This is a genomic window from Pantoea sp. MBLJ3 (assembly GCF_000816655.1).
Lineage (GTDB): Bacteria > Pseudomonadota > Gammaproteobacteria > Enterobacterales > Enterobacteriaceae > Pantoea > Pantoea eucalypti.
The window spans coordinates 390,267-408,211 of record NZ_JSUT01000005.1 but is presented as its reverse complement, the minus strand read 5'-3'; the positions used below and the strand labels follow the sequence as shown (position 1 = coordinate 408,211).

Genomic DNA, 17,945 nt, shown 5'->3' with positions numbered 1-17,945 from the left:
ATAAAGCGACAAAGGGAGCCAGAATAATGATTCACGGCGTGACGCCGTTTGTTGCACCTACCCTAATCTTTCATTCTGCTAATGAATATTGGCGATTATCTGGAAAATAAATTATCACGTGACTAAATAAAAAAGCGGGTGCTTTCGCACCCGCTTCTCCGATCAGCCTGACCGACGTTATTATTGCTACACCACATGAACCTGCAGATTCTGCTGCACCAGCACATCACCCAGGGTGTTCTCACTGGTCAGCGCCGAGTTGTGGTAGATCTCAAAGACTCTGCCCTCTACCGTGCGCTCGCCAGTCACTTCCCAGGTACCGCCGTTGCTGTTCGCCAGGGTGACCTGACTGCCATCCGCGCCTTTGATCATCAAATCGTCACTCTGTTTGTCCGTAATATTGAGTGCCTCATTGAGATCGAGTTTCACGGAGTTGGTGCCGGTTTTACCCAAATCGAGCACTTCAATGTGTTCAACTTTCAGGCCCAGCGCGGTGAGGTCCAGACTGAGGTACTCACCGTTAAGCACAAGTGTATCCGTGCCTGCGCCGCCATCAATATGGGTAAAGTTAAGGTCACTGACCGTCACGGTATCCGCGCCGCTGCTGCCGGTAACCGACGCCCCTTCTGCCGTCGTGCCATCAGCCAGCGTAATCACTACGCCGCCGATGGTATAGCCCGCCTCCTCTGCCGGTGCCGCTGCCACCGCGGTGTCACTCGCTGTGGCGGTTTCACTGCTGACCGGCGTTACGGTATCCGCTTCGGTAATCAGCGTCGAGGTCACTGCGACATGGGCGCTGTTATCGTCGCTGCTGGTGCTCGTATTGTGCTGCGTTTCCGTGCTGGCACTGGCGACCGTGGCGCTGTCATCCGCTATTGAGAACAGCGCAAGCGACTCGGATGCCGCCAGCGTGACCGGCAGCACAGCACCCAGCAACAGCGTGTTTGTGGTGGTGTAACTGTTACCGGCTGCGTCGGTAATCGAAACTTTTGCCAGCGTACTCAGCGACAGCAGCAGGCCACCCACCGACAGCAGTGACGGTGAGAAGTTAACCGCATAACGCCCCAGCGCATCGGTTGTGGTGTTCAGCGTCGGACCGTTGTTGCCGTTGGCCAGAAGCAACGTTACGCTGACTTTTGAGCCCTGCGCGGCATTCAGCGATCCGCCCTGCACCACCAGACCGCTGAGCAGAGAACCCACAATGCTGAGTACAGGATCAACACCCACCAGCGGCTGATTATGCGACAACGCGGTAAAGCTGCTGGTACTGGTCGCGGTGTTGCCACCAATATCCGCCACCGTCACGGTCAGCGGATGGCTGCCGTCCGGAATGCCTTTCAGCGTCGCTGATGGCACGCTGATGCTCCATGCGCCGTTCGCACCGATGGTGGTGGTGAGGATGTTGCCCGCCACGTTCACCGTTACCGTGCCACCCGCCGCGTTAGTGCTGGTTCCTCTGATGGTCTCAGGGGCATTGGCCTCTGAGATGTTGAGGTAGCCATCGCCACCAAAGAAGCTGTTCACGCTGACCGTCGGCGTGGTGTGACTCACCACACCCAGCGACGCCGAAGTGGAACCACTGGTACCTGCACCGTTGATGACGCTGGCGGTGACAGTCTGTAGTCCATCTGCAATGGCGGCGAGGTTAGCTGCCGGAACAGAGAGACTCCAGTTGCCATTGCTGCTCACGGTAGTGCTGTATGTCTGCCCACCCAGCGTCACCCGCACCACCGATCCCTCAGCATTGCTGGCGGTACCTGAGATAGTCTGTGCGGTTTTTACATCCACCGCGCTCAACGCACCGTCTCCAAACAGTGAGGTAATGGCGACCACTGGCGTCGACTGGCTGATGGCGTTCAGCGTTCCACTGCTGTTCACCACATTTCCGTAGGCATCGGTGCCAGTGACCGTCACGGTTTTAATGCCGTCAGTGATCAAGGCAAGGTCCGCTTTTGGCACGCTGATGCTCCAGTTGCCGCCACTCACTACTTTGGTGGTATAGGTCTGGCCATTCAGTGTGGCGCTGACGACAGAACCCGCTGAAAGGCTGGAGGTCCCGCTCAGGGTCTGGCTGGAAGCCAGATCCAGGGCGCTCAGCACACCGTCGCCAAACACCGTATTCACTGTCAGGGTTGGCTGGACCAGTCCCAGGGAGACGCCCGCGCTGGTGCTGCTGACGTTACCGACCGTGTCGGTGACCGACGCACTGACGGTGAAGTTACCGTTAAGCAGCGTCGAGAGCACCGCTGGCGAGATGGCAGTAGAGAACGTACCGTCGGCGTTGACCTGCGCGGTGACGTTGGTACTGCCAATCGCCAGCCTGACGCTGCTGCCCGCCGCCAGCCCGGAGACGGTGCCGCTGATAGTCTGCGTGACCAGCGATTCCGCCAGGTTAAGCACGCCGTCACCAAACAGCGGATTGAGCGTGACCTTCGGCAGATTGTGAATACCCACCAGCGCCCCGGCAGTGGTGCTGGTGGTGTTACCGGCGCTGTCGGTGACACTGAATCCGACCGTCAGGTTACCATCGGCAATCCCCTGCAGCAGCGCAGGCGTCAGCGAGACGGTAAAGTTGCCATTCGCATCCGTTCCCGTCACAAACTGCTGTGCGCCCACCGACACCACCACACGCGACCCCGTTTCCGCACCGCCCACGACGCCGCTGATGATCTGCGTCGACAGCGCATCTGCCACGTTCAGCAGACCGTCGCCGAACAGCGGATTCACCGTGATGGTCGGCAGCAGCGTATCGACGCGGACACCGGCGCTGGTGCTGGCGGTATTGCCCGCTGCATCCGTGACCGAAGCCCCTACCGTCACGTTGCCCTGTGCCAGCGTGCCCAGAATATCCGGCGTTACCGTGGTGCTGAAGGCGCCGCCCGCACCCACGGTAGCGCTGAGCTGGCTGTTGCCCACCGAGAGTGTGACCACACTGCCCTGCGCAACGTTATTTACCACGCCGCTGATCACCTGTCCGGTGGCGATATCGGCCAGATTCAGTACCCCATCACCAAACAGTGACGTCAGCGAAATGGACGGTGTCTGGGTAAAGATACCAATTGAGGCGCTGTTAGAGGCAACGTTACCCACGGCATCCCTGACACTGACGCCCAGCGTCAGATTGCCATCCAGCAGTGAGGTCAGATCGCTGCCCGGCAGGTTAACGCTCCACCTTCCGCCCGCCTGCACCGTTGTACTGTACGTCTTGCTGCCAAAGGTCACAGTCACCTGCGAACCTTCAGCTGCGTTGCTGATGACGCCACCGACCAGCTGTCCGGCTGCGGCTTCTGCAATGTTCAGCAGGTTATCGCCGCCAAACAAGCCGGTGAGCGGACCAACGACCGGCACCGCATCGACAATCGCCGTAGCGGTTTCACCCACCGTGCGGGTGTTGCCTGCGGCATCCGTCAGGGTGACGTCAATATCCAGCTGACCATCGGTGAGCAGACCCAGTACCGACGGTGGCACCACGATAGCCCATTTACCATCCTGACCCACTGAGGCAGAGAGCGTGGTCCCGCCCAGCACCACGGAAACTGTGGCACCGACGCCCGCGGAGAGTGCGGTCCCGGAGATCGTCTGCGCGACGGTGGTATCCAGCGCACTGAGCGTGCCGTCGCCGAACACCGAATCAACCACCAGCGTCAGCGCACTGTTGACCACTTTATTGACCGTTAGCGTGGCGTCGGTCTGGTTGCCTGCAAGGTCATTGACCCGCACGCCAAACACCAGCGCGCCGTCATTGAGGCTCGACAGGACGTTCGGCGCAAGATCGATGCTCCAGCGTCCGTCAGCCCCCACCGTCGCGGTGGCGATCGGCGAGGCATCACCCAGGTAGAGGCCGATGGTCTGGCCCTCGGCGCCCGTCGCGCTGCCGGTCAGCACCTGACTGGCCACCAGGTCAGCGGCGTTGACCACATTGTCGCCGAGGAATGCGTCCACCTGCACCAGTGGCGCGGCGGTATCGACCGTCACTGTCTGGGTAGCCGTCCCCACATTACCGGCGGCATCCGTCAGCTGCGCGGTGATTGGCGTGGTGCCATCGGTAAGTGCCTGCATTGCGCTGGCAGGAACGGTAGTGGACCAGGTGCCGTTGGTTTGCACCACCGCGTTGTAGGTCTGGCCATTGAAGGTCACAACGACCGTGCGGCCAGCCTCAGCGATATCGGCGGTGCCGGTAATCGCCTGGCTTAGGGTGCTTTCATTGCCATTAACCTGGTTATCACCCGCAAAGGTATTGATCGACAGGGTTGGTGCAGTCAGATCGATCAGCACGTTACCGCTGGTCGTCACCGGTGTTGTGCCATCTGTGCCCGTCACGGTGATGCCGACGCTGCCGTCCACATTGCCAAAGGCGGTGACGGGCAAGGCCCCGGTCGACCAGTTGCCCGACGCATCCAGCGTGGTGGTGTAGGGAACACCATTGATCACCACCTCCACTGACCCGTTCGCGCCGAGGTTAGCCGAAGTACCACTTACCGCTACCCCACCCGCCACATCCTGGGTGCTGATAATGTTGTCGCCCGAGACTGTGTCCAGCGTTACCAGCGGGCCTGGTGGTGGCGTCAGATCGACGGTCAGCGAGACAGGCACGGTTGCGGTATTGCCAGCCAGATCGGTCACTGCCAGCGTCAGCGTGGTCGATGGCGTAAAGGTGGCCATCTGCTCTGGCGTCAGCGTCACGCTCCAGTTGCCGTTACCGTCAACAATTGCGGTGCCAAGGATGTTGGTATTCAGCGAAACCGTGACGACAGCACCGGTTTCTGCGCCGGTCGTGGTGCCGCTGAGTATCTGCGGCTGAATGCTCTCGGCGTAGTTAACGACGTTGTCGCCAGTGAAGTCGGTAAAGCTAAGCACCGGCGGGGTTTTGTCGAGCACCAGCGAACTGGTAATGGTGGTGCTGTTGCCCGCTGCATCGGTTGCTGTCACGCTGACCGGATAGGTGGCATCCGGCAGTGCTGAAAGCTGCGCCTGAGTCAGGGGCACCGTCCAGTTGCCATTCGCATCCACTGTTGCGGTATAGGTCGTGCCGTCAAGCGTGAGCCCCACCGTCTGATTCGCGCCCACCTCACCGGTGGTGCCGCTCAGGGTAATGCCCGCGGCAACATCGCTACTGTTTACATAGCTGCCAAGGAATTCCGGATTGACTGCAGGCTGTGGCGCGGTGAGATCAGCGGTGAATGGCAGTTGCGCTGATGCGCTATTGCCCGCTGCATCCACCACGTTGACCGTCAGCGTCTGCGGCCCGCTACCCAGTGAACTCAGGGCATCCGGCGGAATATCCACGGTCCAGTTACCGTCGCCATCCACTGAGCCAGAATAGCGACTGCCGTTAACATCGACGGTGATGCTGACCGCCTGATTTGCCCCCACACTGCCGGTGGTGCCGGTCAGGGTCACGCCTGCCGAAGCTTCACTGATGTTCAGCAGATTATCTCCGCCAAATGCACCAGGGTTAAAGCCGGGTACCGGCACGGCCACTTCGGTGACCACATTCAGCGCCGTGTTATCGCTGTTACCCGCGATGTCGGTTGCGGTCACGGTAATGGTGTGAGTGCCGCTGGTGAACGTGGCCAGCTGCGCTGGCGACAGGGCCAGAGACCAGCTGCCGTCGGTCTGCACCGTTGCAGCCAGCGGCTGATCATTATTAAAGCCGGAGATCAGGACCGATACAGTCTGACCGGCACCGCTAATGCCGGTGGTACCCGTCAGGATCTGTTCCGTTCCCGCCTCGGCAGCGTTCAGCGCACCGTCACCAAACGGCAGATTCAGGCTGACATCCGGCAGCGAGTTAATCGCCACCAGCACCGTACCGCCGAAGCTTCCGGTGTTGCCGTTCACATCGGTGACAGTCACCGTCACCGGCCAGTTGCCATCCGGCAGTGACTGCAATACAGCAGGTGGCAGGTCCAGTGACCAGCGGGAACCATCCTGACTGAGCGTTGCGGAATAAACAGTCCCATTGAGCGTGACGGTGACCCCCGCTGCGTTATCAACATTCACCGCACCGGTAAGCGATCCCCCTGCGGCCGCCTCTGCGGCGTTAATCCGCCCATCAATAAAGGGTGTATCCAGCGAGGGGTCAGCAATCGGTGTAATCGCAGAGATAAATGTTTTGGTCGCCTCGGTCGTGTTTCCTGCCCGATCCGTGGTTGTGAGGGTCAGGGTATGTTCCCCGCTCCCCAGGCTGGCGATCACCTCTGGCGTCAGGCTGGCCGTCCAGTTGCCACTGGCATCGACCGTGACGGATAACGGGATAGCGTCATCACCTGCCGTGACGCTCAGCGTCTGACCCGCCACGACGGTGGAGGTGCCGGTAACCTGCTGCACCGAGGCGGCTTCACTGATGTTAATAACGTTGTCGCCGAACTGCGTAACGGCAAAGTCAGCGGAAACCGGTGGGGTTTGCAGGATCTCAACGCCTGCAGTAGCCTGCGCCGGATTTCCGGCAGCATCAACAGCAGTGACCACCACTTGGGTCAGTCCATCGTCAAGGCCTGTGAGCGCACCTGATGCCAGGTTCAGCGTCCAGCTGCCGCTGGCATCCGTGGTGGTGCTGAACGTCAGCCCGCCAAGAGCGATGTTTACTACACTGCCTTCCGGCAGGTTAGTACTGTCACCACTCAGCGTTATCGGGCCTTCGGTTTCTGCCAGACTGAGCAGCGAATCGCCAAACGGTGTGTTCAGGGTCAGCGCTGGCAGGGTGTTAAACGCCACATCCAGTGAGGTGGTGGTGTCCGTGGTGATATTGCCCGCCGCGTCAGTGACAGAAACGGTGACCGCATTGGGGCCATCCGCCAGTTGTTGCACGTCGGCCGTCGGAACAGTAATTGTCCAGTTTCCGTCGGCATCTGCCGTGGCGGTGTAGCTGACATTATTCAGCGTTACCGTCACAGGTATTGCGCCCGTGGTGGTGCCGCTAATGGTGAGATCCTGCAGCGACTCCGACAGGTTAAGGGTGTCGCCCGCGCTGACCGTGATATCCGTCAGCACAGGACGTGTGGTAATAAAATCAACCTCCTTCGTGGCGGTTGCCGGATTACCCGCGACATCCGTTGCGCTGACGGTAAAGGTCTGGCTGCTGCCTGGCACCACATCGGCAAAGGCCGTGGACGGTACATTCACCGTCCAGATGCCGTTTGCATCGAGCAGGGTCGTCGTCGTGTAATCCGTGCCGCTCAGTGACACCGTTACGACAGTACCCGCTGCCAGCAGCGTGCTGCTGCCGCTGACCGCAACCTCTGCAGTGGACTCGGTGGCATTGATCACATCATCGCCGGCGACCACGTTCATGGTCAGCGTCGGCTGAACCTGCGCGCTGGCCAGCACAACCAGACTGCCACTGGCACTGGCCGGGTTACCAGAGGCATCGGTTGCCACCACCTGCACCAGTTGATCGCCATCCGGCAGATTACCCAGCGCGGCGGCCGGAACGGTTACCGCCCAGCTGCCATTCGCGGTCACCGTGCCGCTGTACTGCAGGCCGTTCAGCGTCACCGCCACCAGTTGGCCCTCAGCCAGATTGGTGCTGGTGCCGCCGATGCTCAGATCCTGCTGCGACTCGGCCTGGTTAAGGAAGTTATCCTCACTGAGCGTCCCGAGGGTCAGGGTCGGCAGATTCAGACTGTCAGCATCGCGCGTCAGTGTGGTCTGAACCGCAACCGCCGGGTTGCCTGCGGCATCGGTCATTGAGACAACAACCGGGTAGGTGTTGTCCGCCAGCCCCTGCACAACGCTGGCAGGCAGCGTCACCTGCCAGGTGCCGTCAGAGAGCACCAGAGTGGTGTAATCGACATTCTGGAAACTGACCGTCACTGTCTGCCCGGCATCCGCCACCGTTGCCGACCCACTGATGGCGACCGCTTCCAGTACCTCCAGGGAATTGATGATGTTATCGCCGCCGATGGGGTTGACGCTCAATACCGGCGGTGTGAGATCAACGGTGACGGCGCTGGTCAGCAGACCGCTGTTACCGGCCGCATCGCTGGCATTGACCACCAGGGTATTAATCCCCTCGTCCAGCGTCTGCACCTGCGCAGGTGTTAAATTCAGCGTCCAGTTGCCCTGCGCATCCACCGTGGCCGGGTAATCATTCCCGCCTAGCGTCACGGTGACGGTCTGGCCGTCGCCCGGCACACCGGTGCTGCCGGTCAGTGTCTGGCCGACACCCTGCTCAGCCAGATTCAGATAACCATCACCAAACGGGGTGTTTATGCTGACCGACAATGCCCCGGTTGCCACGGTGATTTCACGCGTTTCCGTGACCGGGTTACCCGCCGCATCACTGACTGTCACAGTCAGGATGTAAGCGCCGGCCTGAATACCGGCCAGCGAACCTGCAGGCAGTGTCAGGCTCCAGTCGCCCTCCTGGGTAACGGTAGTCGTCCAGAGCTGATTGTTCAGGGTAATCGTGACCTGCTGCCCGGCTTCAGCATTGCTGCTGCCGCTGAGGACAATCGGAGCGAGGCTTTCGGCGATATTAACGCTGTTATCGCCCGCAACGGCGTTCAGGGTCAGCGTCGGTGGCGTCAGATCCACCGTTACGCTGCCCGGTGTGCTGCCGGTGTTACCCGCCGCATCCTGCACCGTGACGGTATAGCTAATAACATCTTCTGGCAGGTCAGCCAGCGCCGTAGCAGGCACGTTGATCTGCCAGTTGCCGTTGCTGTCGACCGTACCGTTATACGTGACGCCATTCAGCTGCACGCTGACGCGCTGTCCGTCACCTGTTACACCTGTGGTGCCGCTCAGGGTTTGTGCTGTGGCGATCTCGCTGCTGTTGAGCACTCCATCGCCAAAGGCAGAGAGGATTTGTGGTGCCGGCAGAGTGGTCGCCAGTACGTTAAGCGTCGCCTCACTGCTCAGGGTCGACCCGCCGCTGTCTGTCGCGGTGACGGTCACGGTGTAAGGCCCATCGGCGAGCGCCGTGAGTGCCTCAGCCGGCACGATCGCACTCCAGCGGCCAGTGGCCGAGACCTGCGCGGTATAGCTGATGTTGTTAAACAGCAGCGTCACCGTACTGCCCTCAGGCACATTCACCGAGGTGCCGGTCACGATCAGCGACTGACCCAGCTCCTGTGCATTCAGGTAGTTGTCCTGGCTGATGGCGTCCATCGCCAGGCCAGAGGCGTTGCTGTTCACGTCAAAGTTGAGATCACGGCTAGTGGTGTTGCCTGCCACATCGCTGACCGCCACAGTGAAACTGGCGCTACCGTCATTAATGGCCGCCAGCGCACCGGCTGGCACGGTCAGGCTCCACGCGCCGCTCGCCTGCACGGTGGCGCTGTAAACCGTCCCCTCAATGTTCACAGTGACCAGCTGGCCCGCTTCAACATTGGTGGTGGTGCCCGAGAGACGCTGATCGGTGAGGCGTTCCGCGCCATCAACCACGTTGTTACCAGCAAACGCATCCAGCGTCAGGGTTGGCAGTGTGCCGGGTTCCACTTTCAGCGCCAGGTCACGGCTGGTGGTGGTGGCATTGCCTGCCGCATCGCTGGCGGTCACGGTCAGTGGATAGCTACCGTTGCCCAGCCCGTTGTAAACCGTGGCAGGCAATGCCAGCGACCAGCTGCCATTAACGTCAGCGGTGGTGCTCAGCGTGGTGCCGTTGAAGCTGGCCACAATCAGCGCGTTTGCTTCGCTGCTGCCGGTCAGCGTGAGCGGCTGCTGACTTTCGGCAGCATTGATAATGCCATCGGATGGCGTGATGAAGTTCAGCACCGGAGGCACGGTATCCACCACAATGTTGCCATTCGCCTGGCTGGTGTTGCCTGCTACATCACTGACAACCACGGTGTAAGGCGCATTGCCCTGTGGCAGCGCAGCCAGAATATCGGCCGGAACCGCGACCTGCCAGTTGCCCGTGGCATCCACCGTACCGCTGTAGTTACTGCCGCCCAGCGTCACAACGACCGTCTGGCCGTCACCGGTTACGCCGGTGCTGCCGGTGATCACGCCACCTGCCGAGGCTTCCTCACCGTTGAGAATGCCATCATTGAATGCCACACCGGGAGTGGCCACTGGCAATGCGCTGGCGACAATCGTCAGCGTGGCGTCACTGGTCGCAAACTCTGTTCCGTTAGCGTCGCTGGCGGTGACCGTGATGATTTGCGGGCCATCCGCAGTGCCGGTAAAGGTGCCAGCCGGTAAGGTGAGGCTCCAGCTTCCCTCTGCCGCCACGGTGACACTGACCGGCGTCCCATTAGCCACGACGGTGACAATGCTGCCGTCCGGCAGACCACTGGTGCTGCCGCTCACGACGATGGCGCCATTCACTTCCTGTGCATTGAGGTAGTTGTCGTCGCTAATCGGTGCCAGCGCAATCGACGGCAGGGTGTTGTCCACGCTGAAGTTAAGCGGGCTGCTGGCCGTATTACCCACGACGTTAATCACACTGACGTTCAGTGTCTGATTACCCTCCCCCAATTCAGCCAGTGCACCTGCAGGCAGAATGATACTCCAGTTGCCACTGGCCGCGACCACGCCACTGTATTCGGTGCCATTCAGAGAGATGATGACCTGCTGGCCCGCTTCAACATTGCTGCTGCTGCCGCGGACCGTAATCGGCTGTAGCTGCTCTGCCGCCGTCACGATGCCATCACCGGCAAAGGTGCTGCTATCTATGGTCAGCGCAGGCTGTATCTCCGGCGAGGTAGCCACATTCAGATCAATCACCTGGCTGCTCTGATTACCGTTCGCACTGGTTTCCGTCACCGTTACCAGATTACTGCCTGACGGCAGTGCTGCTAGCGCTTCAGAGGCGATCTGCAGCGTCCACTGTCCATTTACGCCAACCGTGGTGCTGTAAATCTGGTCATTAAGCTGGACCGTGACAATATCGCCATTCTGACCGCTGCCACTGACGACCAGCGGCTCCGCCAGTTCACCTGTGTTCAGCGCATTGTCGCCGCTGATCGGTGCGACCACCAGCGGAGGCGGCGTTGTGGCAACTGTCAGCGCACTGTTCTGGCTGTTGCTGTTCCCCGCCTCGTCGGTGACGGTGATCACCACGGGATAGCTGATGCCGTTAGTCAGACCGGCCAGTGCCGCTGGCGGCACAGCCAGCGTCCAGTTTCCGCCCGCCTCAACGGTGCCTGTGTAGGTGACGCCATTCAGCGTGACACTCACGCTGTCGCCTTCAGTGCCTGCACCGCTGAAACTGAAGCCGTCGGCCTGTTCTGCAATGTTCAGCACGCCATCGCCAGCAGGCGTATCAAAGCTGAAGTCGGGTGGCGTGGTATCCACGGTAACCGGGAATGGCGTGGTGGCGACGTTGCCGCTCAGAGTCGTGACAGTCACGTTAAGATCGTAACGACCCTCTGGCAGCAGTTGCAGACTGGCAGCAGGCACGGTAGCCGTCCAGCTGCCGTCGGCGGCAACTACTGCCTCATAGGTCTGGTTATTCAGTACAAGGCTGACGCTGCCGCCGGGCGCAACGGTGCCGCTCAGGTTCAAATCCGTGGTCGTTTCAGTCGCATTGATAATGCCATCGATGGCAATCGGATTAACGGTCAGCGCGGGTAAGCCGGTATCAACAATCAGCGGTTCACTGATGCTGGTGCTGTTACCTGCCACATCGCTTACCGTCACGGTAACCGGATTGCTGCCCTGCGGCAGTGCCTGTAGCGCATCTGGCGGCAGCGTGACGCGCCATTCACCATTTGCTGCGACCGTTGCCGGATAGCTTATGCCGCCCAGGGTCACGCTGACGGCCTGGCCTGGCTGGACTGAGCCGGTCAGCGTCTGCGCCACGCTGGCTTCATCCGTGTTGAGAATGCCGTCAGTGAAAGGCGTGTTGATTTCCGGGTCTGCCAGCGGCGTAGTCGCCACCAGCAGCGGCTGATTGATCTGCACACCACCCGAAGAGACGGTAACCGTGGTGTTACCCTGCGGCAGATTTGCCAGGTCGGCAGCGGGCACCGTCAGGGTCCAGCTGCCGTTTATATCGGTTGTGGTGGTGTAAACCGTGCCGTTGGGTTCCAGCGTCACGCTGATCGGACTGTTAGCCGGCAGGTTTGCCGAGCCGCCACTTACAGTGAGATCACTCTGTGCTTCCAGCCCATTCAGCGCATTGTCACCACTGATCGGAGAAATTGACAGCGACGGTTCGGGTAAGATAACCACGCTGAATTGCCCTTCAGCAGGCAGCGCCGGGTTACCGGCCTGATCAGTAATCGCTACGGTAAAGGTTTTTTCACCTAAACCGCCCAGCGATCCGGCGGGCAGCGTCACACTCCAGCGACCGTTCGCCAGTACCTCACCGTCGTAAGACTGCCCGTTAATGGTCAATAATACCGGCGAGCCGGCCGGTACGCCGGTGACATTGCCGGTGACCAGAATGTCGCTGAGCTGTTCCGCGCTATCGACCTGGTTGTCGCTGGTCACGGGATCAATGGTCAGTGCGGGTGACGTGGCCGCCAGCACGGTAACGCTGGTCAACTGCGTGGTGGTGTTGCCATACGCATCGCTGATGGCAACGTTGATCGGATAGATCTCATCGCCCAGCTGGCTGACAATCGCGGCGGGAACCGTCACGCTCCACGCGCCGTTGGTATCCACGGTGGTGGTGTAGGTTTCATTATTGAACGTTACCGTGACCGTATCGCCCTGCGCACCGCCGCGCCCGTCGAGAGTGAGATCCTGGGTGTGCTCAGCGATATTGATATAACCATCGCTGCCCGGCGTGGAGACTTCCAGCAGCGGCGGCGTGGTGGCGAAAATCAAGGGACTGCCGGTTTGTGTGGTGTTGCCATCGGCGTCCGTTGCCACCACCGTTACGGTCTGGGTGCCATTCGGCACATTCGCCAGATCAGAGGCAGGAATATTGACGCTCCAGTTGCCACCCTGCGCCACCACGGCGCTGTAAGTCACGTTATTCAGCGTGACGCGAATGATGTCGCCTTCGTCGCCAGTGCCGCTGACGATCAATGGCTGCTGCGCATCGCTGTTGTTGATCGCGCCATCATTAGTGAGATCGTTGATCGTCAGAGCCGGTACGGACGTGGCGACCCGCAAAGACGTATCCTGCGAGCTGCTGTTACCGGCCGGATCGGTCACCGTAACCGTTACCGGATAAGTCTGATTGGTCAGCGGGCCCAGATCGGCAACCGGAACGGAAGCACTCCAGGTTCCGTTTTCATCAACAACGGCGTTATAGGTCTTGCCGTTTAACCCCACCGTTACGGTGTCGCCCGTGGTGCCGGTGCCGCTGATCAGCAGCGGCTGAGTCAGTTCGTTGTTGGTCAGAACCCCATCACCGCCCGGTGCGGTCACGGCCGCAACCGGAAGTTGTGTGTTGACTAACAGCGGTTGCGTCTGGGTGGCGATGTTCCCGCTGGCGTCGGTCAGCGTGACGGTCAGCGTATAGCTGCTGCCATCAGACAATGCCTGCAATGCTGCTGGCGGCAAATCAACCGTCCAGTTGCCCTGCTCATCGACTGTGGCGCTGTAACTCTGGTTGTTCAGCGAAACAGAAACCCGCTCGCCCGGCAGTGCACCTGAACCACTGACCGGCACACCCGCCGTCACTTCACTGCTGTTGAGAATGCCATCGCCACCTGCGACCTCACTCACAATCAGCGTCGGTGGCAGCGTGTCGACGCTGAAATTCACCGTCTGGTCCGCGCGGTTGCCCGCCTCGTCAATGGCGGTAATGATCAGGCTGTTAGCGCCCTGCGCCAGTAAAGCGAGATCGCTGGCAGGCACTGGCAGGCTCCAGCTGCCGTCGGCATTGACAGTGGTACTGTAAGTTTTGCCGTTAAGTTCCACTTCCACCTGCTGGCCCGCGACGGCCTTGCCGGTGCTGCCGCCGATCAGCAGATCGCTACCCGCTTCCGTCCGGTTGAGAATACCATCGGTGATCGCACTCTCGTTCAGCGTGATTTGCGGCAGCGCAGAGGCGACCACATTCAGCGGAGCGGAGGCGGTCAGCAGCGTATTGCTGGCATCGACGGTCGTCACTGAAATCTGTTTAACACCGTCGGTGATATCGGTGAGTGCACTTGCCGGAACGGTGACGCTCCAGACGCCATTGCTGCTCACCACTGCGCTGTAATTACCGCCGTTAAAATTAAGCTGCACCGTCTGGCCTGGATTAACACCCACCGCCGAACCGCTGATGATCAGATCGCTGCTCAGCTCCTGCAAATTGAGGAAGCCATCCGCGCTGACCGGTTCATTGATTGAGACGATGCCAGGTTCGCCTGCTGCTGGCGCGACGTTAATGTCACGGGTGTCAGTGGCCACAGCACCGGCTACCGTCGTGACGCTAACCGCAATGGCGGTGCTGCCCGCTGCCAGTGCGCTGAGCGCTGCAGACGGGATCTGTGTACTCCAGCTGCCATCAGGATTGACCGTGGCACTGTAATTCTGACCGCCCAGGGTGATGGTGACCGTCTGGCCCGCCTCCACATTGCTGGTGGTGCCGGAGAGCGTCTGATCCAGGGCTTTTTCGCTGTTATCCACCAGATCGTCACCGGCGAACAGGGCAATAGCCACTGTCGGCGTTTCCGGTTGCGCCGGGGTATCCACCACAATCGCCCGATCTTCGCTGGCGATTATGCCCGCCTGACTGGAAACCGTGGCCGCGATAGTTGCACTGCCCGCCGCCAGTGCTGCCAGTGCGCTGGCTGGGACATTCAGGCTCCAGCTGCCATCCGCGCCGACCGTGGCGCTGTAAGTCTGGTCGCCCAGCGTGACTGTGACGATTTGACCCACCTCGACATTGGTACTGCTGCCGCTCAGCAACTGGTCGCTGGTTTTCTCATCGTTGCTCAGGACGTCATCACCGGCGAACTGATTGATGATGAGGGTGGGCTGGCCCGGCTCAGTCACCGGTGGCTCGACGGTGATCGCCAGCGTGTCGCTAACGCTGGTGCCCGCTGCGTTGCTGACCGTCACCACCAGCGAGGCAGATCCTGCGGCCAGCGCACCGAGTGCATCGGCCGGAATCGCGATATTCCAGCTGCCGTCAGGATTGACCGTGCCGCTGTAGCGCTCTCCGCCCAGGGTTACGTTCACAACCTGGCCCGCTTCGATGTTGGTGGTGCTGCCTGAGACCGCCTGAGCCTCCAGCTTCTCATCGTTGCTCAGGATGTTGTCTTCAGCGAAGGCATTGACGGTTAACGTTGGGGCATTCGGTGAAGTGCCCGCTGACGCCACCAGGAAGTCACGGGTTTCACTGACGGCTGCGCCGAGCGTATCGGTGACTGTAGCGTTCAGGGTCGTGCTACCGGCGGCCAGCGCCGCCAGCGAACTGGCTGGGATCGAGACGCTCCAGTTGCCATCCGCGCCAACCGTGGCGGTAAAGGTCTCACCATTCAGGGTGATAGTGACCTGCTGGCCCTCAGCAATATTGGTGGTGGTGCCGCTCAGCAGCTGATCGGTGGCTTTCTCGCTGTTGCTGAGGATATCGTCACCGGCAAAGGCGTTGATGGTTACGGTGGCTTCACCCGGCTGCGTCGCCGGGGCTTCGACGGTGATCGACTCCGAAGTTGTCGCGGTGTCGCCCGCCGCATTGCTGACCGAGGCGGTCAGGGTAGTGGTGCCTGCTGCCAGTGCGTTCAGCGCGGCGGATGGCACGGTGACGCTCCAGCTGCCGTCACCCTGCACGCTGGCGCTGTAGGTCTGACCACCGAGGGTCACGGTGACGATCTGTCCGGCTTCAACGTTGGTGACCGTGCCGCTGACAGGCTGATCGGACGCTTTCTCGGCGTTGCTCAGGTCGTTATCGCCAGCAAATTCATTCAGGGTCAGCGCCGGCACGCCAGGCTCAGTCACAGGTGCCTCAACCGAGATATCGCGGGTTTCGCCTGCGCTCACACCATCGACGTTGCTGACGGTGGCGCTGATGACATTGGATCCCGCAGGCAGGTTGCCCAGCGCACCAGCCGGAACAGTCACGCTCCAGTTACCACTGCCATCCACGATGCCAGCGTAAGTCTGGCCACCAAAGGTGATCGTGACCGTCTGGCCCGCTTCGACGTTGGTGGTGGTGCCAGAAAGCGTCTGGGCGGTCCCTTTTTCGTCGTTGCTGAGGATGTCATCCCCGGCAAATTCATTGATGGTAACGGTCGGTTCGCCCGGTTGCGTCACCGGCGCTTCCACGCTGATGGGCAGGCTGCTGGTCACGGTGTTACCGGCCGCATTGCTGACCGAAACCGTCAGTGTCGTTTCACCTGCCGCCAGTGCGCTCAGGGCCGCTGAGGGTAGCGTGATGCTCCAGTTGCCCTGCGCATCTACGCTGCCGCTGTACGTCTGACCGCCCAGCGTGACCGTCACAACCTGACCCGGTTCGATATTGCTGGTGCTGCCGGTCACCGTCTGATCGGTGGTTTTCTCTGCGTTGCTCAGCTGGTTGTCACCGGTAAATTCATCCACCGTGACCGCAGGCGGACCCGTAACGACAGGCGTATCGACGCTGATTGCGCGGTTTTCACTGGCTTCAATGCCAGCCTGATTAGTGACGACCGCAGAAATCGCAAGTGAACCGGCATTGAGCGCATTCAGCGCCGCAGGTGAGAGCGTGACGCTCCAGTTGCCCTGCGCATCCACGACTGCGCTGAAGGTCTGATTGCCCAGCGTGATGGTGACAACCTGACCCGCTTCCACATTGCTGGTGGAGCCGCTCAGCAGCTGATCGGTGGCTTTCTCGCTGTTGCTGAGGACATCATCACCGGCAAACTGATTGATGGTGATAACCGGCGTGCCCGGCTCGGTCAGGGGCGGCTCGACGTTAAAGGTCAGGCTGCCACTGGCGGCGGTGCCTGCCTGGTTAGTGACGGTTGCTGTGAGGGTGGCGTTGCCGGTGGCCAGCGCGCTCAGCGCATCCACAGGCACAGTAATACTCCAGCTTCCGTCCGCGGCTACGCTACTGCTGTAGCTCTGGCCGCCCAGTGTCACGGTGACCACCTGCCCGGCTTCAACGTTACTGGTGCTGCCGGAGAGCGTTTGTGGCGTTGTTTTTTCGCTGTTATCCAGCAGGTTGTCGCCGGCAAAGGGATTCAGACTGATAACCGGTGTCGCGGGTGTACCGGGATCGGCGGCAGCGACGGTAACCGGCAGGCTGCCCGTAGCGCCTGTGCCCACCGCGTTACTGACGCTGACGTCGATGGTGGTGGTGCCTGCGGGAAGTCCCGCCAGCGCGGCGGCAGGGATCGTAACGCTCCAGCTGCCATCCGTGCCGACTGTGGTGTTGTAGGTCTGTCCGCCCAGCGTAACCGTGACAATCTGACCGGCTTCGACATTGCTGGTCGTGCCGCTCAGCGCCTGATCGGTCGTTTTTTCCGCATTATCCAGCACATTATCGCCAGCGAAGGCATTCAGGGTGATGGCAGGTGTCCCGGGTGTGACCGGTGTTCCCGGATCGGTGCCACCGGCGTTGCCGCCGCCGTTACCTCCACCCCCTCCGCCACCGCCGCCGATGCCCACTGCCAGTCCGGCTAAACCGAGCACACCCAGACCGCCTGCGGTGATGACGCCCATTGACGTATTGGCGTTATCCGCCAGCAGCAGCGGCTCTACGCTGTCGAGTGATTCATAGGTCGGTGTGATCGAACGGGAAGCGAGTTCAGCCCCTTCTGCGGTCTGCGGGAAAAGTGCATGTTCCGGTGGATTGACGCCATCATCGAACACCAGTTCGCTGTGCTGACCATCGGCGTCATCAAGAAAGAATTTTTGGTAGCGTACTGTGCTGCCGTCACGCATTTTCAGCACCAGATCGTTACCCTGGCGCTCAAACTGCGTCACCATGTCTCGCGTGCCGCTGATACGTACAACGCTGGGTTCGGTGAGGTTAATGGACTGTGATGAACCGCCAGTGGTCTGTGAGAGGAGTGTACCGTTTTCGCGCGAGATGATATCTACACGGCTCTGTGTGAGTTCTGCCATTTATAACCTCTGTTACACCAGATTAGCTAATATACTGAATCCTTAAACATAAATTTATT

General features: G+C 60.6%; 1 protein-coding gene. It reads right to left on the bottom strand.

Going from position 1 to position 17,945, the window contains the following annotated elements; genetic code table 11:
• Nucleotides 1-186 precede the first annotated feature (186 nt).
• The gene (locus NP77_RS08365; protein ID WP_039659738.1) at nucleotides 187-17,886 is read right to left on the bottom strand and encodes an Ig-like domain-containing protein; all 17,700 of its coding nucleotides are present in this window, start codon (nucleotides 17,884-17,886) and stop codon (nucleotides 187-189) included.
• Nucleotides 17,887-17,945 lie beyond the last annotated feature (59 nt).

What these genes read in the sequence shown, in the direction of transcription:
- NP77_RS08365 (WP_039659738.1), bottom strand. Translation starts at nt 17,886, where the DNA reads ATGGCAGAACTCACACAGAGCCGTGTAGATATCATCTCGCGCGAAAAC.